This window comes from Novipirellula rosea, from assembly GCF_039541335.1.
Taxonomy (GTDB): Bacteria; Planctomycetota; Planctomycetia; order Pirellulales; family Pirellulaceae; genus Novipirellula; species Novipirellula rosea.
Map to the genome: position 1 here is coordinate 15362 of NZ_BAABGA010000008.1, position 19941 is coordinate 35302.

General features: G+C 56.0%; 14 protein-coding genes and 1 tRNA gene. 4 read left to right on the forward strand and 11 right to left on the reverse strand.

Annotation, left to right across the window (positions count from 1 at the left end):
• Window positions 1-118 precede the first annotated feature (118 nt).
• The 3 genes from ABD971_RS02535 to ABD971_RS02545 form a co-directional block, all read right to left on the reverse strand.
• Window positions 119-2257: a hypothetical protein gene (locus tag ABD971_RS02535; RefSeq protein WP_345319104.1), complete on the reverse strand. Its 2139-nt coding sequence runs from the start codon at window positions 2255-2257 to the stop codon at window positions 119-121.
• A gap of 54 nt (window positions 2258-2311) precedes the next feature.
• Window positions 2312-3820, reverse strand: a complete 1509-nt coding sequence (locus tag ABD971_RS02540) for a hypothetical protein (protein WP_345319106.1) — start codon at window positions 3818-3820, stop codon at window positions 2312-2314.
• A gap of 245 nt (window positions 3821-4065) precedes the next feature.
• Window positions 4066-4368, reverse strand: coding sequence for a DUF1580 domain-containing protein (locus ABD971_RS02545; RefSeq protein ID WP_345319108.1), 303 nt, complete (start codon window positions 4366-4368; stop codon window positions 4066-4068).
• Window positions 4369-4598: 230 nt separating this feature from the next.
• On the opposite strand from ABD971_RS02545, the gene ABD971_RS02550 reads away from it, so the two are divergent.
• Window positions 4599-5060, forward strand: coding sequence for a hypothetical protein (locus tag ABD971_RS02550; protein ID WP_345319110.1), 462 nt, complete (start codon window positions 4599-4601; stop codon window positions 5058-5060).
• 222 nt (window positions 5061-5282) lie between these two features.
• Here the strand turns inward: ABD971_RS02550 and ABD971_RS02555 are convergent, their stop codons facing one another.
• The 3 genes from ABD971_RS02555 to ABD971_RS02565 all read right to left on the reverse strand — a co-directional run bounded on the left by ABD971_RS02555 (window position 5283) and on the right by ABD971_RS02565 (window position 7098).
• Window positions 5283-6461, reverse strand: a complete 1179-nt coding sequence (locus ABD971_RS02555) for a tyrosine-type recombinase/integrase (RefSeq protein WP_345319112.1) — start codon at window positions 6459-6461, stop codon at window positions 5283-5285.
• 86 nt (window positions 6462-6547) lie between these two features.
• Window positions 6548-6621: transfer RNA gene (locus tag ABD971_RS02560), tRNA-Arg, on the reverse strand.
• Window positions 6622-6726: 105 nt separating this feature from the next.
• A complete protein-coding gene (locus ABD971_RS02565; protein WP_339946454.1) occupies window positions 6727-7098 on the reverse strand; it encodes a DUF2237 family protein in 372 nt (123 codons plus the stop codon).
• Window positions 7099-7523: 425 nt separating this feature from the next.
• Here ABD971_RS02565 and ABD971_RS02570 point away from each other — a divergent pair, with 425 nt between their 5' ends.
• The 3 genes from ABD971_RS02570 (at window position 7524) to ABD971_RS02580 (ending at window position 11954) form a co-directional block, all read left to right on the forward strand.
• Window positions 7524-9878, forward strand: coding sequence for an ATP-dependent helicase (locus ABD971_RS02570; protein WP_345319115.1), 2355 nt, complete (start codon window positions 7524-7526; stop codon window positions 9876-9878).
• A gap of 353 nt (window positions 9879-10231) precedes the next feature.
• The gene (gene purE, locus ABD971_RS02575; RefSeq protein ID WP_345319118.1) at window positions 10232-10738 is read left to right on the forward strand and encodes a 5-(carboxyamino)imidazole ribonucleotide mutase; all 507 of its coding nucleotides are present in this window, start codon (window positions 10232-10234) and stop codon (window positions 10736-10738) included.
• Between the two features lie 7 nt (window positions 10739-10745).
• Window positions 10746-11954, forward strand: coding sequence for a 5-(carboxyamino)imidazole ribonucleotide synthase (locus ABD971_RS02580; RefSeq protein WP_425571237.1), 1209 nt, complete (start codon window positions 10746-10748; stop codon window positions 11952-11954).
• A 217-nt stretch (window positions 11955-12171) separates the two neighbouring features.
• Here the strand turns inward: ABD971_RS02580 and ABD971_RS02585 are convergent, their stop codons facing one another.
• From ABD971_RS02585 to ABD971_RS02605, 5 genes are all read right to left on the reverse strand, one after another.
• On the reverse strand, window positions 12172-13110 hold the full coding sequence (locus ABD971_RS02585; RefSeq protein WP_345319122.1) for a CBS domain-containing protein: 939 nt from the start codon (window positions 13108-13110) through the stop codon (window positions 12172-12174).
• Between the two features lie 306 nt (window positions 13111-13416).
• Complete coding sequence (locus ABD971_RS02590) at window positions 13417-15390, reverse strand: TolC family protein (protein WP_345319304.1); 1974 nt, start codon at window positions 15388-15390, stop codon at window positions 13417-13419.
• 1165 nt (window positions 15391-16555) lie between these two features.
• On the reverse strand, window positions 16556-17086 hold the full coding sequence (locus ABD971_RS02595) for a DUF6580 family putative transport protein (protein ID WP_345319124.1): 531 nt from the start codon (window positions 17084-17086) through the stop codon (window positions 16556-16558).
• 305 nt (window positions 17087-17391) lie between these two features.
• Window positions 17392-18375, reverse strand: coding sequence for a hypothetical protein (locus ABD971_RS02600; RefSeq protein WP_345319126.1), 984 nt, complete (start codon window positions 18373-18375; stop codon window positions 17392-17394).
• A gap of 390 nt (window positions 18376-18765) precedes the next feature.
• Entirely contained in the window at window positions 18766-19863 is a 1098-nt protein-coding gene (locus ABD971_RS02605; RefSeq protein WP_345319127.1) for a DUF1559 family PulG-like putative transporter, read from the reverse strand.
• Window positions 19864-19941 lie beyond the last annotated feature (78 nt).

A 19941-nucleotide genomic window follows, 5' to 3' on the forward strand; every position in this document is an offset into this window, starting at 1 on the left:
GGTGAAAAAACAGTACATGGGACTCGCACGTGAGAGGGGGGATTTTCACTTTCGCGTCTGCCACGCTAGCAGAATATGCCACCGTGGCAGACTGTGGGATTCGCTTTTGTAGTCATCATCAAAATTCCTCGCCGTCGAAGAATCCATCAGGGAACTCAGATCGTTTCTTCCGAACGCACTCACCTTCCTCCATCTTTCCTGCAAATCCGTCATCGCAGCACAGTTCGATGTCGATCCCAAAGTTGATGTTCATCTCGCACTCATACGTCAGATCGTTCTCGGAATCGTAGTACGAACCTGAATAGGCTCCGCTACACGGAATGTCATCCATCAAGAACGAACCCGGCTCCATCGGGAAATCAGGGTTGTATGTCAACTCACCTGTCGGGCCACCACAAAAGTCCGTTATCCAGAAAAAGTGATTGCGCCCGATGATTCCAGGCGTCGAACTGTCTGTCACAGTCACATCGAAATACTGCAAGTTGGATCCATCAAGTACAGTTTCCAGGTTCGTTGGGCATCCAGGTACGGCGATGTTGACCGTCTTGGTTGCAAGCGTTGGCGCTCCGTTCTGGCTGTACTCTACAAAGTCTCCGCTACCATCCGTGACCGTCACTACAAGATCCGTGATCAATCCAGTTTGGTCCGCACTGACCGGGAAGTAGCACGTTCCGCAACATGGCACATAGGTATCACAACAGCAGTTGGCTGACGGGTTGCAGCCTTTGTACTCGATGATTCCCGTTTTGCCTGCAAACGTGATGGTGATGGTTTGCGCATCGATTCCATCGACACATTTCACTTTCATTGACGCCGATATATCGGTGTCATCAGGAGTCCAGCAAGCCTCGTCCTCACTCTCGCTGTCCGCTTCGGGCGTCGATCCTTCAAACTCCAACTCGCTCGTCCAACCCACGCAGATCGTCGGCTCTGGTGAAATGGGCGCAGACAATGACAAACCGATGTCGAATTCGTCACCTGTGCATAGCTTCTCTGGGAGTGTGATCGTCAGCGTTACCGGTGGATCTTGCGAGCAATCGTCTAAGGTGAATTCCAGTTGCCCGCCGTCGTTTTCCGCCGTATCGAATCCGCTCGAATAGTCGAACACAACGCAGCAATCCTCGCACTCCACTGGATCCAAACAACATGGGTCTGTGTACCCGCAATAGCCGAATTGCAACTTCACACAGAAATCGCCGTGCTTGTCATAGCCTGGAGTTGTCACCGTTTCGTCCGACGCCGTGATCGTTATCGTGTCAATTAAGTCCGCGGCGTTGGGGCCAAAATCCTTGCACTTTAACTGCAACTCGAATCCCCGCTCCAGTTCCTCGGAAACCGGCAAGCAGACCGGATTCTCGCACGCTGCGTTCCCCTCCGGCCCGGTGACAACCTCCCAGACGTTCGGGTCGTATTGGATGCAAACCTGGTTCTCGTAGGTCACCGATGGATCAAGAGTCGACGGCACCAAGCTCACATTGATCAGCAGTGTGTTGCCTGCGTTGCCCGTGGTGCCCTCGTAGGTCTCGGGGCAGATCGTCCGCTTGTCACCACCAGACGGAGTGACGGCAACCTTCATCCGCGCCCGGGTAGGATCATCGTCCCAGAAGATGAACTCGCCGCTCAGTTCCTCGTTGGCAACGCTGCACGCCTCTTCCTCGGTGTAGGGTCCAACGTTGTCGGCAAGAATCTTTGGCGACGTGAGGTACAGACAGCAATCGGCACACTCGTAATCGTGCGGGCAACAATCGCTGCTTGGGCAATCGGTCATCGTGATAATCGTCTCACCCACATTGTCGGCGCTAACAACGATCTCACCCCACTGTGTGTTGTACTCGTGCCAACAATCCCAAAAAGTCAGCTTGGTCGAAGTCTCGGATGGTGTCGCCCACTCAACAATCCCATCTTCCACCTTGTCGTCCGCGTCGGTTGACGCGAACAACCACGCACGATCCCACTGCACTCTCGCACGGTACGATCCGCTGGAACCTGTCAGCGCGAACGTCTGAATGATCTCAACCTCATCGTCGCCGCACACTTTGCGGCTGTTCTTTACTGGCATCACCAACACAACGGTCATGTCGTAATCGTCGCCCGATAGCGTGACCTCCAAGTCGCCATCATCGTTGAACGAACCCCAAGTGATCGTGCTGCAACACGATGGGCATTTGCCATCACATGAGCAATCCGTCTCGCAGAACGATGGCTTGCCATTGGAAAAGAGCGGCTTGCCATTCTTGAACATCGGTTTACGTGTCATGGTGTCACCTCATCGGGGATTTGCGTTAACACTGAGTCTCAACGACCGCCGAACCTAAAATGGTCGAGCGTAGTGACCAGCAGGACGCTTCGGCTTGGTGTTCCGCTCAGCCCCGTAATCTTTCCCGAAAATCGAACCAAGGTCATCGAAGAATGCGATCTCGTCGCTGAAATCTGGGTTGAGGCCAAACATTTCTCCAAGTGAGCCGACCGCTTGTCCAATTGGGCCAGGACGATCGTTGTACAATTGCAGGACTTGGTATCGCGAAATCCCGAGTTTAGCTGCCTCCGCAACCAAATCCTCACCCTCGAACCCACGAGTCTGAAGGTCGCGGACATAGTTGTACACGAGCTCCTGAGGAACATTCCCATACTCGTCTGGACGAACCGGCGCCAATGAAGGCTGTGGAGTAGTGCCGTCAATCGCAGGTCCAGACGCCGCACTTGAACCATTCGTCAACGGAAACAGCTGCTCTTGCTGCTGGCGCGCCCAATCGATCGCCCTTGGATCACCCGACGCATAGGCCTCAGAAATTGCATTAGACAACTCCTGCGCCCTACGGACCTCAGGATTCTTGAACAGCTCCGCTTCTGCTCGGTTCTTTTCCGCAACCGCCTCAGCCTGCAAATAGTTAGCGTCTGCTGTTCGCATCGACGCATCCGCCTGTCGGTTGCGAAACGATGACTCAAAGTCAAACATGCGGTCACGATGGGCGTTTTCTGCCTGTTGATTTGCGGCGTTAAGATTGAGGTCTGCAATTCCAAGAATGCCCTTCAATCCCACCTCTGCATCCGTGGCATACCTTCCATTCACCATACCCTGACGCGAGGCAAGGGCCTGATTCAAAATCTGAATCGCCTCCATTGCGAGAGCGGGATTCATTCTCATTGCCCGCATCGCAACCGGGTTCATAAAGGGATTGATGACCTCATACGGGTGACCACCATTGTCGTTCGCCCGAGACAGCTGCTGTTGACGCATCTCTCGCGCGTTTGCTCGACGGTCCGATCGACGCTGCTGGTACGCTTCAAACTTCGCTCGGTTCCCGGCGTCACCATCCGAATGAAAGATCTCGCCAAGTGTCCGAGTACCACCATGGATTCGTACTGGTTCGCCGTTGCCACCCGAAGAACCGAACTGCGGCATCGGCCCAGAAGGGCGAGCAGCGTAGGCTGCATTGATGGCGTCTTGGTTGCCAAGCGACGGACCCGGCGTGCTGACACCACCACGGGTAGTGATCCCGAACTGATCGGTGTTGCCGGTCGATCCAAGCCGTTGGCCGAGCGATGTCGCCTGAGCCATCCGGTTGTGAAGGTTGTTCGCCTGATTCTCTGCCATCGTGGCATAGTTGCCATGGACGTTCTGTGCCGCGTTCGCTTGGTTGACTAGGCTCGTCTGCGACTGCTGGAGGCTACCGGCCAACTGTTGTCGACGCCCGGTCATTGCCTGCTGTAGCGGGCTTGGTTGGGGGCGGAACGGATTGGCCGCAAGCTGATCAGCAAGGGTGTTGGCCCCCGCAGTGTACCGTCGCGACCGTTGAATAGGGGGCTCAAAGAGTGGCATCGTAAGTCTGCTCTATTAAAAGGTGGTTAATGTGGAGATGGTGGCGTGAATGCACTTGCGAGGCGTCCGTCCTCAATGTCTTTTGCGATCGATTCGAGCTGCCTTGACGCCTCGCTGTCGCACCACTCCGTCCCATGCAGAGTCTCGCGGGACCACGACGCATAGGCACTCAGGCAGCGCGATGCGATCTCAAATTGCGATCCAAAACTATCTCGCTCGTCATCACTGAGGGTGTGAGGCATTGATCAGGCTCCCAGCTTCTTAAGGGATTTTTCAGCGCGGGCTTGGTCTCGCTTTCGCTTTGCTGCGGATCGCACTGCCTTAGCAGCACATGGAGGCTTGCTTCGTGAATCGATGAACTCGCGAACGTCCTCCACGGTGGTCAGCCTCCGGCCTCCAACGACGTAGGTTCGCAGGCCATCGTTAGCCCATCGCTGTCCAGTGACGCGGTGACGCTCCAGCCCGGTTGCCACAAATATTGCATCAGTGAGCGGCATCATCTTTTTCATTTCTTGCTCCAGTGCGGGGGTGTGAATTGCTACTCGCATTGTTGTTTTGATGCAATGTCCAATGCAACAGCCTGCTACTGTCCGTGCGCAAGTTTGGAAGAGTTTGCAAGAAACATAGTGCATCGATGTGTGTCATCTCTGCTCCGGTGACTCAGCTAGACGACGCATCATGAGCCTGCCATAATGTCGCGACTAATAGAGGGCCGTCCGGTATCGTGCTGGGCTGGATGTCCCTGTCCCCACCTCACCAGCAACAGGAAACGCAAGCGATGACGCATCATGAGCCTGATTTCGAGACACCTTGTGACGAATGCAATGCAGTTAGCTACGCGAGATGGACGCAGTACTATCCCCGCTGGTCACATCAGCTCTGCCTCGACTGTGCAACACATCGGATCAGAGAGGAGTCCGCACTCGCCCAGATCAATGACTATCGACGCGTGCTCGACCCGTGTGAGCTGGCGAGGACAGTCGTGTACGGTATCCGGTCGAGCCACCGCGACAGTGACGCCAGCAGCAAACAGCTGCAACTGCTCATGTCGGGGATCGAGGTTGCAGTCGCCGGCCTGATTTTCCAGCCCGAGATGATTGTTGAGTACCAATTCCTAAGCGAGCTGGAGATGGCCATTATCGCCGAGTCCAGCCCGCCGCAGGACGACGATGACTCAGATGACTGGTGGGGTGGTGACACGCCCATGTCGCCCACGCCGAGCAATGTGGCAACAGTTTGAGTCTTAGCGGACGCCTCGCGAACCGTGAGGTGTCCGCCTCGGCTTTGACTATGTCACCGTGGCAGAGATGAGAGCTTGCGGGACTTGCCCAAATTACCGGGCTTGTTTTGTTGAAGCGTTCCCGATGGGGAATGTAAACACACATCCAATCGCGATGGGGACCACACTGGGCACCCACCCCACCCCCTCCTTTTCCAGCCGCTGGATAGCGGATAGCCGTCCTCATGACGCGGAAGCCATGAGCGTGCGTTTGTTGAACAGCCACTTACCCACGACGTTCACGACCTCCAGCAGCCGATCATCCCACACCTCTTGTACGTACAGGGCGCTCATGGATGCATCACAGTGCCCCATAATGTAGTCCCTTGCCTCCCTGTCCTTTGCGCTTGCAGCCGTTGTGGCAAATGACTTCCTCAGCCAAGAGAATCCCCCTCGCGACACAAGGGCATAGCTGCGTGCTGTCCGAAAACGCTTTGAGACATCGCCGTTTACGGATGAGTACGGCTGTCCGTGAGCTTGCAGGAAGAAATGGGGAAGCTCACTGCTCACTCTACGGCGTAGCGACTGCTTCAGTGTCTTGCGAGTTATATCCCAGAGCGGGCATCGTCGCTCTACTTCGGTCTTCTCTCGCGGGTATTCGATCCACCCTGACTGGATTGCTGCCTCAACGTGCCCCAACGTGATTCGTTCGACGTCGCTGTTTTGAAATCCGCAGTTGATGCCCAATAGAATCATCGATCGTAGGTGAATCCCGGACTCGTCCATGATCGACCGGATCTCCCGGGCATCGTAGCAGAGCTTGCCACGCTCTCGCCTTATGCGGCGTTGCACCTTGCGGCTCGGCTTGCGAAAGTCCGGCCCTGTATCAAGCTGCCGGATGTGCTTTGATCGCTGCAGCCAATTGAGCATTGTTTTGACGCGAGTGATTTCATTGCCCACCGTGATGGCATTGCACGTCTTCGCTCGCTCGAATTTGTATTCTGCAAACTGTGCTGGAGTCAGCCGTTCGATTGGCGTCCGAGACCCAAAGAATGCAGACACCCGTTTGCACGTTCTGAGGTAGTCCTTGAAGGTCCGTTGAGCTGTCTCAGTGGAGTCTACCCCTCGCTCTTTCGCCTCCAGAAACAGCTGGCATGCCTCGTAGACAGTCAGCGGCCCCTTGGGGGCAACTGGCCGATCGCCTCTCACGCCAAGAATTTCAGACTCGTACTCGGCTAATGCCGCATAGGGATCGTCCCAACGACCGAAATAGCATGTACGGCCTTTTATTTTCTTGGCCCACTTGCCGGACGCATGCGGAAAAAGAGGAAAGTCTGCGTACGGTTTAGCAGGCTTTTGGGGCTTAAGAGCCGCAGTAGATTTACAGGACACTGACGCGCTAGTACCAGTCTTCTTGTTCACCTGATTACACCCTTCGTGGTGTAGTCCGGTACAGCTAAGAAACTGACGAGCGCCGTCTAAGTCAGTGATTTACAGAGGTTTTTGAATACACCCCAGAGGATTCGAACCTCTAACCTTCGGTTCCGTAGACCGATGCTCTATCCAATTGAGCTAGGGGTGCTCGCTGCTCCGATAAAGGACTTCCCGGCGGGTGTGTCCTCTTCAGATGACAGGGATTCTAGCAATCAGGTTCGTGGCCGCAAGCCCTATCTGAACTCTATTTTTTTCATTCTTCTTCGAGCACCGCGTGCTCCTGCAATTCTTCGATTGAGGCAAACTCTAACGCGCTAATATGACTCGCTTCGAGCACTACCGGCGGCGCTTTGCCTGCGTCATACGCCTCTTTCCATCTGGCGGCACACAAACACCAGCGGTCGCCGGGACGTAATCCGGGGAATCGGAACATTGGATTGGGGGTGCTCAAGTCGTTGCCTCGCGATCGACTGAATTCTAAAAATTCAGCCGTCATTTTAGCGCAAATGACGTGTAAGCCCGAATCGGACGCTCCGGTGTTGCAACATCCGTCGCGGTAGAACCCGGTCAAAGGATCGGTGCTGCAGCTGGCGAGTTCGCCGCCTAAAACGTTTTTTCCAGCCATTGATGCGTTTTTTCCCATGCGTATCGTCGTCAAATTGCATCCCTAACGGATGCAGTCGGACTGTCCATTCTAACCATTTTATCCTACCAGATCTCCGTAGCGGGGGCTTGCCCCATGCTGGATGTCGCAATTGCCAAAAGCCGCAAAATTTGACCGCCCTCCCATGCTGAATCGCCTATTCGAAACGAGACGCCCCAACCAGACGCCTTCTTTCGCGGCTTCCCGGGCGGGCATCCGCCGCGTGCGAGGCGGATCGGGAAAAACGGGGTGCGAGATCCCCGCTTCGGGGGTGAGACCGTGGGGTCACTAACGTTTATTTGCCGTAGTCGGTATCATGAGGCGTCAAAGGAAACGTGTCACCGTTTCTCTTCTCTGTTTTTCGCCCGCCTCTCACGTCCCCGCTTTTCTACCGCGAGATCTCTGACATGGACGCCATCCTCAAAGGACTGACCGAGTCGCAAACGCAAGCGGTCACCCACATCGATGGACCGCTGCTGATTTTGGCTGGCCCCGGTTCGGGAAAAACGCGTGTGGTCACCCACCGTATTGCCTACATGATCTCGCAAGGGGTCTCGCCTTCGCAAATCGCGGCAGTCACGTTTACCAACAAAGCCGCTGACGAAATGCGGACTCGCGTCGGCCAGTTGGCACCGGGCAAACCGGTTTGGATGGGAACGTTCCACCGCTTCTGTGCCCAATTGCTTCGCCGTTACGCGCCGCTGGTGGGGTTGTCTGAAAATTATTCGATCTATGACACCTCGGATTCAAAACAGGCGATGAAACGCGCGATCGCGGCCGCCAACGTTTCGACCAGCCATACATCGCCCGAACAAATCACCTCGATCATCAGCAGTGCCAAAAACCGCTTGGTCACGCCCGAGATGATGTTGTCCGCATCGAGTCGAACGGGGGACGCTGTCGCCGCAAAAGTCTATCCGGTTTACCAGCAGCAATTGCTGACCGCCAACGCAGTCGACTTCGATGACCTGTTGTTCCATGTCGCAATCATGTTGCGAAACAACCCCGAACTACGCCAAGACCTGGATTCACGTTTCCGCTACATCTTGGTCGACGAGTACCAGGACACGAACTTGGCCCAGTACGCGATCGTCCGAGGGTTGTCGATCAACAATGCGAATCTAGCGGTCACTGGCGACCCGGATCAATCGATCTATGGGTGGCGCGGCGCAGACTTGAACAACATCCTCGATTTCGAAAAGGATTATCCAGCGGTCAAAACGGTTCGCTTGGAGCAAAATTACCGCAGCACGCCCAACATCCTGCGTGTCGCCGACCAATTGATTCGCCATAACCAAAAGCGAAAACAGAAAGATCTGTACACCCATAATCCCGAAGGCGATCCGGTCGTTTTGAGGATGTATGAAGATGGGTACCAAGAAGCCGACGGGATCGCGGACGAAATCGCCAACGCAATTCGTGTCGAAGGGATGCGGCCGCGTGATTTTGCGGTGCTCTGCCGAATGAACGCATTGACGCGGTCGTTGGAACATTCGATGCGAAGCCGCGGTTTGCCTTACCAAATCATCAACGGCGTCGAATTCTACCAGCGAAAAGAGATCAAAGATCTGCTGGCGTATCTGCATCTGATTAACAACCCCAATCATGATGTCGCGTTTCAACGCGTCGTCAATGTGCCAACACGTGGCATCGGCGCCAAAACGGTCGAGCGACTGCGTCGCTACGCGGATGTGAATCAAGTTCCGATGCTACAAGCGGCTCGCGACGTCTATCAAATCGAAGGGATCGCAAAACGTTCGGCAACCTTTGTGACACGATTCGTTGAACTGTACGATCGTTTGAGCAAGAAAGCCTCCGCGACGCTCGAAGATTTGCTGCGTTACCTTGTCGACGAAACCAAATACGAAGCGTTCCTGGAAAAATCATCCGTCGATCAGCAAGACAGTAGTGCGATCGGAAACGTCGACGAATTTATTTCCGCCGCAGTCGAATTCGATCGCCAGCATCCCGAAGACGGGACGCTCGAGGCATTTTTGGAACAGGTCGCATTGGTCGCGGACACCGACGCGTTCGAAGATTCCGATGACCGAGTGACGTTGATGACATTGCACGCAGCAAAAGGCCTCGAATTCCCCTGCATCTATATCGTCGGAGTGGAGCAAGGTTTATTGCCACATTCGCGTTCGATGGACACCGACGCAGGGTTCGAAGAGGAGCGGCGGTTGTTATTCGTGGGAATCACACGAGCGATGCAGCGGTTGCAGCTGAGTGTTTGTAAGCGGCGAACAGTGCGAGGCGACACACGGCCTGCGGTGCCGAGTCCGTTTTTGAACGAACTTCCTCTCGATGAACTGAAGAAAGTCGAAAGCACCGTGGATCGCGACTGGTTCGACGACGATCCCGACGCTCACGGTGGCTATCCCGAGTCTTGGGATTTACCCGACGAAGGGGACGCGTCGTCCGTCGACGACTCGGGGCCGACCGTGCATGAATCGGCTGCGACCGCTTACGACGAAGCTTGCCAATTGCCCGAGGCGGAATTGGCCGAAATGGCAGCGACAAAGAAACGCAAATCGGCACAGGTTTCAGGATTAAAGACCGCGGCCGAAATGCTCAACGGCGGTGTCACTCCGGTGACCGCCTACCGCGAAGGAACACAAGTGCGGCACACCGAATATGGCGACGGCACGGTGATCTCGATCACGGGGCGTGGTCCCAAACGAACCGCGACGGTGCGGTTCGATGACGGCGAACACAATTTCCGGCTGGCGTTCGCGAAATTGGAAGTGATCGACGACTAAGCAGGCAACTAGACGTAGCGGAACGTGTGCGTGAGTTTTGAGTCGGTCGGATCGACAACGACGAAAGTCTTGACGACTTGTTGATTTATTGAGCCGCGACGCGTCAGCGGCCGGGTCCCACACGATACCCGGTGCCTTACGGCCCACGGCTCACCCTTGCGATTTCCATTTGGATTAAATCAACAAGTCTTGACGACTTCCGCTACGGGGAGATTGTTCAGCGCGTCGCTGTGATTCGCCGGCAAAACCAACGTGGTGGGCGGATCGCGTTGATTTTTGTAAATTTGGCGAGCGAACAATCTCGCAAACCGCACCGCAATTAATGTCCTCCCCCCTTAGAAGCGAAGTTTGTCATGAGTGAAAACGAATTCGGCCCTACCGACGCCTTGGTTGGCGTGATCATGGGCAGCCGTAATGATTGGGAAACGATGCGCGCGGCTGCCGATATTTTGGACGAGTTGCAGATTCCTAACGAGCGTTTGGTGGTGTCGGCGCATCGAACGCCCACACGAATGGTCAACTATGCGACGGGGGCGAGCCAGCGTGGATTGAAGGTCATTATCGCCGGAGCAGGCGGAGCCGCTCATCTGCCAGGCATGGTGGCGTCGGAAACCAACCTGCCGGTGATCGGAGTCCCCGTGCAAAGCCGAGCCCTGCAGGGACTCGATTCATTGTTGTCGATCGTACAGATGCCTGGCGGGATTCCGGTCGCGACGATGTCGATCGGCGTTTCCGGCGCGAAGAACGCGGGTCTGATGGCGGCGCGGATCTTGGCGTTGTCAGATGATGCATTGGCCAAACGGTTGGCCGAGTTTGTTGAGAAACAAACCGCTGCGGTTCTCGAATCGGCGGAGCTATAGGATCAACGTGAGCGAGACGAAATTGAAAAACGATTCTGATTCCGGTTCCGATCCCCAAACAATTCTGCCCGGCAGCACCATCGGGATGGTGGGCGGTGGCCAATTGGGCCGCATGTTCGCCATCGCCGCTACCCAGATGGGTTACCAAGTGGTGGTGTTCTGCGAAACCGAGCAAGAGCCGGCAGCCCAGATTGCTCACCGCTGTGTCTTTGGACGGCTGAACAATATGGATGCGGTCGAAGCATTCGCGAATCAATGTAACGTGATCACGTTAGAGTTCGAGAATATTCCTGAAGCGACGATCGCCAAGTGCCAACAGTACGCACCGACCTACCCTTCGTCCGATGTGTTGGCGACGGCGCAAGACCGCTTGCGAGAAAAGAACACGATCCAAAACGCAGGATTGCCTGTCGCCCCGTTCGCCAAAGTGGTGGATGCGGAAACGTTAGCGACTGCCTCCGAGGCCGTCGGTTTACCCTTAATCCTAAAAACAGCTCGCAGCGGGTATGACGGAAAGGGACAACATCGCATCAACACGCTGGCCGATGCAGAGAACGTCGATTGGTCGCTGTGTGATGAATGGGTGGCGGAACAATTGATTGCGTTCGATCGCGAGGTATCGGTCGTTGTGGCGAGAACCGTCGATGGGAGAACGTCAACGTTTCCCATTTTCGAGAACGATCACGTCAATCACATCCTCGATGTGACGATGATTCCGGCCACGTTGTCCGACAGCGTTCAGCAAAAGGCACGCGAGATCGCGATCGCGACTGCCCAGGCACTCGATGTCGTAGGACTGTTGTGCGTGGAAATGTTCGTTCGATCCGACGCCGAGGGCAATGAGGAAGTGATAATCAACGAGGTTGCGCCGCGGCCTCATAATTCAGGTCACTTGACGATCGAAGCTTGCCATACAAGCCAGTTCGAGCAGCATGTTCGCGCGGTTTGCGGGCTGCCGCTTGGCAATACTGACATGATCTGTGGCGGCGCCGCGATGGCCAATCTGCTCGGAGACGTATGGGGCGACGAGACGCACACGCCACCGTGGGATCGTGCTCTTGATGTGGACGCAGTGAAGCTGCATTTGTATGGAAAGGTTCACCCCAAACCGGGACGCAAGATGGGGCATTTGACGTGCGTCGGAGAGAGCCGAGACACCGTCGTCGAGAAGGTTCGCGAGGCGAGACGCCGGTTAACGTCATCGTCGTCGGTGTAACGACGCGTTGCTTTTATAGCGGAGCGGCGCGGGGCCGCTACGAAAGTACATGGCATTGTCCGTGAGGCACCGGGCAACACGCGGAACCCGGCCGCTCACGCGTCGCGGCTCACTCTATCGACAGCCGGCGAATGAAACGTTCGAGATTTACCTGCCCCCCACGCGCTTCACCATCGAAAACGACGCTGGCGGATCGATCGCATCGATTCGCTCATGCCTAGCGGCGGAATGATTCCGGTGCGGTGCTTGAGACGAGGCTGAGGTAGAGCGTTTCGGCACCGCGACGTTCCGGTTTGGGACGAAGCAATTCCGCTGCGGCTTCGAGCAGGTCGCGACGGCTGACTTGTCCAAGCAATCGCCCCTCCTCGACGATCGGCAGTCGGCGATAGGGCGAGTTGAGGAACATCTGGGTAATGCCCAGCAGATCGGTCGACGGCGACGCTGTCAGCGCCTCGGTATCCATGTAAGGACCGATTTGTCGTGGCTGTGCCGCGCGGCGCAGGTTGTCGCTGGCGTGATTCGATTTTGCTCGCTCGACGACTTCGCATGCCAAACGGCACTCGGCACGCAGCACATCACGGCGACTGACTTGCCCCGCCAACCGCTCGCCCTGCAACACCGGAAGCCGGCGATACGGGGTCTCTTGAAACTTGTGGGCAATGTCCAACAGCGAATCGTCCTCATGAATGATGCGGTTGCGATCCAGGTTCATGTATTGGTTCACACTGGTGCCGGGCAGCTGATCGTGCAGCGCGGCGATCAACGCTCGCATCGCGGTCTTTTCCGAAAAGATGCCCAGATAATGTCCTCGCGAATCGACTACGGGGGCGCCCGATATTCGTCGGCTGAGCAAATGATCAATCGCGTCGAATACGTCCATGTCGGGATTGATCGTGACAAGTTTGCTGACCATGAATTCGCGAACACGGGTGATGTGAAGACCTTCCGCCCTTGCGGTTTCGACTGGTTCAGTCAACGCGTTCATGCAGCATTTTTCACTGAACACAGCGAGATAACCGCCATCGGCACCAAGTACCGGCGCCCCAGAAATATTGTCTCTTAGCAGCCTTGCAACGCTGTCCATGACATCACACTCGGGGGTCAACGTCACTAGATTGCGACGCATGATATCGCTTGCGGCCTTCACTTCGTTCATATCCAAGCCCTTGTGAAAAAGAAGAGATTCGATCCCGCGTGTGGGGTTCGAGGTTGGTGCTTGATCCCAACCTAACGCGTGGTGACGCGTAAAGTCAAACTTTTACCGCAATTCGGCTTGTGAAACATTGCGCAAGGGGGGATGAAACGAAAACAGCACAAGCGATGTAACCATCCCTTGTGCTGTTCGTTTCAAATCAAAAAGCAAGTTGTCGCTGCGATGCGATCGATAGTTAGCGGCGCGGCGTGAGTCGCGCCCCTCGGTCATCCACTCCGAAAGTCTTGACGACTTCCGCTACGGAGGTTTCTAGTTCTCAGTCGGTGCGGGCGTCGGTTCAGCGGTCGGTTGTGGTGACGATTCGAGCATCGCGTCGGTGGCCGGAGCGTTCATGAACGTTTGCATCTGCGGAGCCGAAGGATCAAACGGGCCGCTGGTCAGTGGCGACGGTATATGCACGTCGCTTGGGTTGCGACGAGGCGTCAAGTGACGTCCGGTTTCGTACGCGTCTTGGTACGCCCCCGGTGCCCATTGCCCTTCGGACAGCTGCACTTGGTTGTAAGCCAACAACGATCCTTTTTGACGGTGGAAGTCGCGAATGGCAAGGTTGTAGTTGGTCAGCGAAGTGTAGAATTCAGCCTCACTTGTCACCACTTGCCGTTGGGCTTGCAGCAAGAAGTTGATGTTGTCCGTTCCGTCGCGGTAACGGCGACGCAGCACATCGACTTGTCGTTGGTCCGCCAAATAGCGGTTGTAGTTGGTTTCCAATAATTGGTGCGTCAACATGATTTGACGAGCCGAGTCGGACAGGTCATGGCTGACTCGCAGTTCGGTTTCCGCGAGCACGGCACGTTCACGACGCAGGTTTAAGTTTGCGTGGGCCACAGCCGCACTTGCCGCACGCAAGCCGACGGGCAACTGCATCTCTACGCCCGCTTGCCATTCTTGGTAATTGCCGTCGGTGATACTGCCATACAGGTTATCGAATTGTTCTTTATCACTGCCGCCGATCAAATGATCCCCAAGACCACGGAAACGGTATTGACCAAGAAAATCCAGACGAGGACGTCGATTCAGACGTGCGGCGGTCAGTTCCATTTCACGCCGCTTCAGATTGAATCGTTGGCGGCGAACTTCGACTCGTCGCGTCAATGCTTGTCCAAGAGCACTTTCCCAATCGAACACGACACGGACATCGGTCGGCGTCGTGGTCGGCTTTAGCAAGCGTCCGTCACTGGCAGGCAACCCGATTAGATAACGAAGCCGTTGCTCGCGGGTGTACAACCCGTCGGGACCACCGAGAGCTGCTTCGACTTGAGCGCGGAACTGATAGTACTGCGATTGAGCTTGGGCCTCTTCGTCGCTTCGTCCCGCACCCGCTTCAAGACGGACTTGTTGGTACTGGAACGTCTGCAATGCCGCGTCACGTCCTTTGACGTTGGCTTCGAGCACTCGGTAACCGACCGACAGATCCCAGTAAGCTTGCTCGACATCGGCAACCAAGCTGATCACGGCGGCTTCGAAATCAGCCAATGCAACATCTTCGTTGACACGTGCAATCAAGACACCGTTGTATTGTCCGATCCCCGAATTGGGACCGGCAATACGATTAAACGTCGTTCCCGATCCTTGCAGCAATGGTTGACGATACTCGGCTTCGAGGAAGCCAACAAAGTCGCTGCGGAATGCACGGTTCGGCCGGTTGCTGTCGTTGTAGTTAATGTTGTGACGCAAAGCGAAACTTGCACCTTGCGCGGTTTGTTTCGACAACTCGGCGATGTATGTCGCGTAGTCTTCTTGCAATGCGCGTGGGGTGAACTGTGCATTCACCGAACCGGCCAAGATATTCTGAGGCTGATCCGCGTTGCTCCAGAACAGCTGCTGCGAGAACTGTGCGTCAAACGCCGACAATGCCGCTTCGGTCCCGGTCAGCGGATTGGCGTGTGCCAACGCGGGATCAAACGTGGTGGTAGTGCCTTGCGGATTCGAAACCACGGTACCCCCGATCGATCGCAGCACGGGGCTCTGTTGCACCGCCAACTGAATCGCTTGCTCGAGTGTCAACTCGAGCGACGGGATTTTCGAAGGGTCTTCCAGTGCCAACGGTTCAGTCGCTTGCTTAGCCGCTTCCGAAGGCGCGGTTGCACATTGTTGCACTTCAGGGTACTCGATCCGCATCGCAAAATCGTCATGGTAAGACGCTTTGGTATCATGCGGTCCGTCTTTGATTCGATCAAAAACACTACAACCTACGCTGCTAACGGTGGTTGCTCCGACCAGCATGGCCAACAGTGCGGCTCGACGTGATTTTCGCCATGAGGATTTCAGACGATCACTAACTCGGCAAAAGGGGGATGCCGGAGCTCGCGTGGCTAATGGTTTGTCTTGGTTGCGTCGCATGACCAGGTTCACTTGAGTACGCCGCACCCTCTTTCGTCACCCGTACAACACAAGCGATCGTGCGAAAGATCATTGGCGGTGCTTGCGTTATCGACCGGATTGTCGAAACAACTGGACTTATCGGGCGACGATTTTCGCCTGCAAATGAAGAGGAACCGGCACAGCCCGCAAGGTCATGTTCGAGTTTGCCGGTTAGCGAAACCGTTGCGGCAACCCTGATGGAAGGGGACGTGAGGGGGTGCCGCCAAAACCCCACGTTTTTACGGAGAAATTTGGTTTCAAACCGCACCGACACGCGTCATTCGTTTTGCACGCCGCGCCAAGGCGTCAAACCCGAATTCCCCGGTCGCAAAAGTGGACCAAGGGCATGTGGATTGAGTGAGCTGCGACACGGCCGGGGCTCAGACGTGGTTAGGTGATTTCTTGCTGGAACGGGCTATCACTAACACCACGAGCCCCACCCAGAGCCGGCTACCGCCGACTCTGACCTCCCCGGAGGGGAGGTGAAATAGATTTCACCCTCCCAGCTTGCGTCGGGAGGGTCGGAAAACGAGCTTTCAGCGAGTTTTCCGGGGAGGGCTGGTGAATTCTCGCTCGAACGGTCCACTCCTAACACAACGAGCCCCACCCAGATCCGGCTACCGCCGTCTCTGACCTCCCCGGAGGGGAGGTGAAATAGATTTCACCCTCCCAGCTTGCGTCGGGAGGGTCGGAAAACGAGCTTTCAGCGAGTTTTCCGGGGAGGGCTGGTGAATTCTCACTCGAACGATCCACTCCTAACACCACGAGCCCCACCCAGAGCCGGCTACCGCCACCTCTGACCTCCCCAAAGGGGAGGTGAAATAGATTTCACCCTCCCAGCTTGCGTCGGGAGGGTCGGAGAACGAGCCTTTAGCGAGTTTTCCGGGGAGGGCTGGTGAATTCTCGCTCGAACGGTCCACTTCGAACACCACGAGCCCCACCCAGAGCCGGCTATTGCCGTCTCTGACCTCCGCGGAGGGGAGGTGAATTCTGAATGTCGCCCGCGAGTTCCGTTTGCGGTCCAGGTTTAGGCCTGGGCGACGGCGGGCACGCGGAAACGGGCTTGCGAGAGTTCCCAAGCGGCAAAGATGACCGCCGAAAAGCACAGATCGCCCGCGATGGTAAATCCGAAGAAGGGGATCGCGTTGACGTAGCAAGCGGTGAAACCCGCCACCGACAGCGGATACCAGCCAGCCAAAATCAAGCCAAAATTGCTAACCACAAAGAACACGGTCGAAGCGGCGACCGATGCCGCAGGGACCTTCCACAATCGACTTTTGCCACTTGCGTTGCGAAGCAGCCGACCGATTGGAACCGACGCGACCATACCAAGGTAAACCATCGCCATCGCGACCAGGTTGTAGAAACCCAGTCCCGGAATCCCGAGCATCTGGCCCACCACATCACTGAATCCCATCACTGCAATCGGCACCAAATAGGCTCGACGACCCGACATGTAGCTGCCGGCAAACAGTCCCAAAGCGGCAACACAGGCTACGTTTGGCGGATGGGGCAGAAAGCGGCTCGCAGCAACGGCCAAAATCATTAGGTAAAACATCGGGCGAGTCCAAGCGTTGATTCGGAAAACAGGGGTTCGTATGCCGCTGTTTTAAACGCTTTGCCGCCACATCGCCAGAGGGGAAAAGAGAAGCTGGGCGGGAAAGGCAGCCTGGCAAGTTTCGCCCTCCTATGACCGCCACAGCCCTTTGCGGCGCCGAGTCCTGCATGCCGCGATTGATTCGTGTCGAAACGAAAAAAGGCCGGGCTTCGGCGGTGCAAAAAGCACTGCGGAAGACCGGCCCCAGAACGGATTCGCCGAAGAATAACGGGCAATTCTAAAACGTGCCGTGGACTGCGTCACGATTAAGGAAACGCGATGATCGCCCCCGATACTGCGGCCGCTTCTGCCACCACGGCACGTCGCTCGTACGGCGGTCGCTGCAGGTAAGCGGGGGTGCACGAACCGCTGCGGTAATACCCCAACGTGTAATCGCAATCACAGGGGTGATCGATCGTAGCCAAGTAAGGCAGCATCGGAACGGTCGTGAAGAAACGCATTCCCGCAATCATCGGGGTCAGATGCGGGCATCGTTCGTGTCCATGTCGTTCCAACATACGGTCCTCGAAGTACAGCGGATTCGAAAACGTGTTGGGCGCGTTCCAGGCCATCGTGGACCAACCCCACGACGCATCACGCTCGATTCCTTGTTCGGGCAGAGGCAAAATCGGCGATCCCGTATCGCTGCGGAATCCTGCGGGGGCGCGACCATTGCCGATATTTTCAATCGAGGTGCTGGCCGCCGCGATCGGAGGCAGCTCCAATCGACCGTCGACCACGTCGGGAGTGCGGTAGAATGCGTCTCCGTCCATCAAACTCGAAGCATTCGAAGCACGGCTAGCCCGGTCTCGGACGGGGGCATCGCGGTTGGGTCGCTCAGCCGTTTTCATGGGCTCATTGATCCGGTCGACGTCCAATTCCAGCTGCTCGACTTTCTTGACCTGTGTGGGGGCCTTGATCACCATCGCGGTCATTTGGCGAGCAGGATTAACGTCGCTGGGAACCACCAACCCCTCCGATTTCTGGGCGATCCGGGGCGGCGACTCAAAGTACGACGGCAACGCACTGTAGCGATTCGCCGAAGGGGGCTGGGCCACGTCAACGTCTTGGTGCGACTGCGACTCGGGGGTGGCGTCCAAAATCCCGCTACCAAACACCTCATCGGTCCAAGCGACAAAATCGTCATTGTCTTCTTGATCGAAGACCGGGAAACCATCCAATTCCGCGACTTGCTCCGAAGCTGGCTGATCCGCCAACGCCGTTGAACAGGTCAATATCATGCCCGACATCAGGCTTTTAATAAAAAGGTTCCGCTTAGATTTTATCGAATTCATCGGCTAGCTCCCTCGGCTGAATCGTAGACGGGCCAGTCCGTTTTGGCCTCGTTCTGAATCCTCCGCGGAAAAAGCAGGAGGTCCAGTTGTAAGGATTCGACCTCTCAACACAAAAACACCAGTCGCACCGCGCGTGGTCGGCACAACCGGCACGACTCGTACGAGCCGCACCGCAGTGCAACGGCACGCGGCGAAAAAGTGATTGCGTGCCACGCTGCTTAAAGGAACGCCTCGCTGCTTGAAGGAGACTGTGTCTGACAACTCGAGTTGCATCGCCGCATTTCGCAAACCCATCGCGACGACACAAACTCGAATCCTAAACCAACGACGCGGTGCCGCACAGTCTCATTGAAAAGAGGCCGTTTCCCTACCGGACTTGGTGCCCATTGCACCCCACACCCCGTAGGGGCTTTCGCCGCTTGTGACTTGGCGTGCATTCAGGTTGCCCGAGTCAATCGAGTCCGTGACAAAGCGGACCGACCCGTCGAACGACAACGTTTGCACGCCTCCCTGATGCTCGCTCGACGGCGAGAAACTTCCCCAGCTGTTGTTGTCACCAGCATAGGCACACGAGTAGGAATTGGGCGGCAGGGTGGTGGTGAAGCGGGTATTGATCACACGACCATCACCAAACAACAACCCTCGCCAACAATCCGCACCGGTTTGGTACTGAAATCGGTTGTTGGGATCCAGCGGCGCCGTCATGCAAGGCCCCGCAACTGCCGTTGTGCCATCGTACATTCCGTTAAAACTGGCAACGTCTCCTTTGACGAACGCTTGATCACGTGGTGTCCCCGCGACTTCGCTCATCGCCAATGTGTTGCTGGCCCCATCAAGTAGGTCGCGAAAGCGTCGCAAGTTGTTTCGATCGCCGTTGGTCATGGGCACGAACATGCTCCGTGAGTTGATTCGGGCAATCGCCATGCCTTCTTCGGAATCACTTTTGGCGTTATGCCACATCGCATCGCCAATACAAAAGACATACAGGGATTTCGATAGACCGTTGTACTCCGTACCGTCCGCATTCTGGGCCGAGGGGCAGAGGAACGCGGACTGAGGGCCTGCGTCTAGCAGTGTCTGACTCTGCCAGAACCCCGATCCGGGAGTCGCCACTTTCGCCTCCTGCTCGAACGCTTCATACAAAGCTCCCATTTCGATAAAAGGCAGCAAAAAGATCGAGGCGCCAACGTTGCGTCGAATGCCGTACGAATAGCCATAGAAATCCGCGGATCCTGGAGGGAATTGCTCGTAGGCGGAGTGATAGTTTTGCAACGCCAACCCTAACTGCTTCATGTTGTTGGAACATTGCATACGCCTCGCGGCTTCGCGTGCCGCCTGTACCGCAGGCAACAGAAGCCCAACCAATACACCAATAATTGCAATCACCACCAACAACTCGACCAAGGTAAACCCTTGATTTCTACGCGTCACACTACACTTCATCGCATCACCTTCGATTCAGACCAAGAAACAAGCAAGAATGGATTTAAAAGTTGTTTGACCTACCGAATTGAAGGCTGA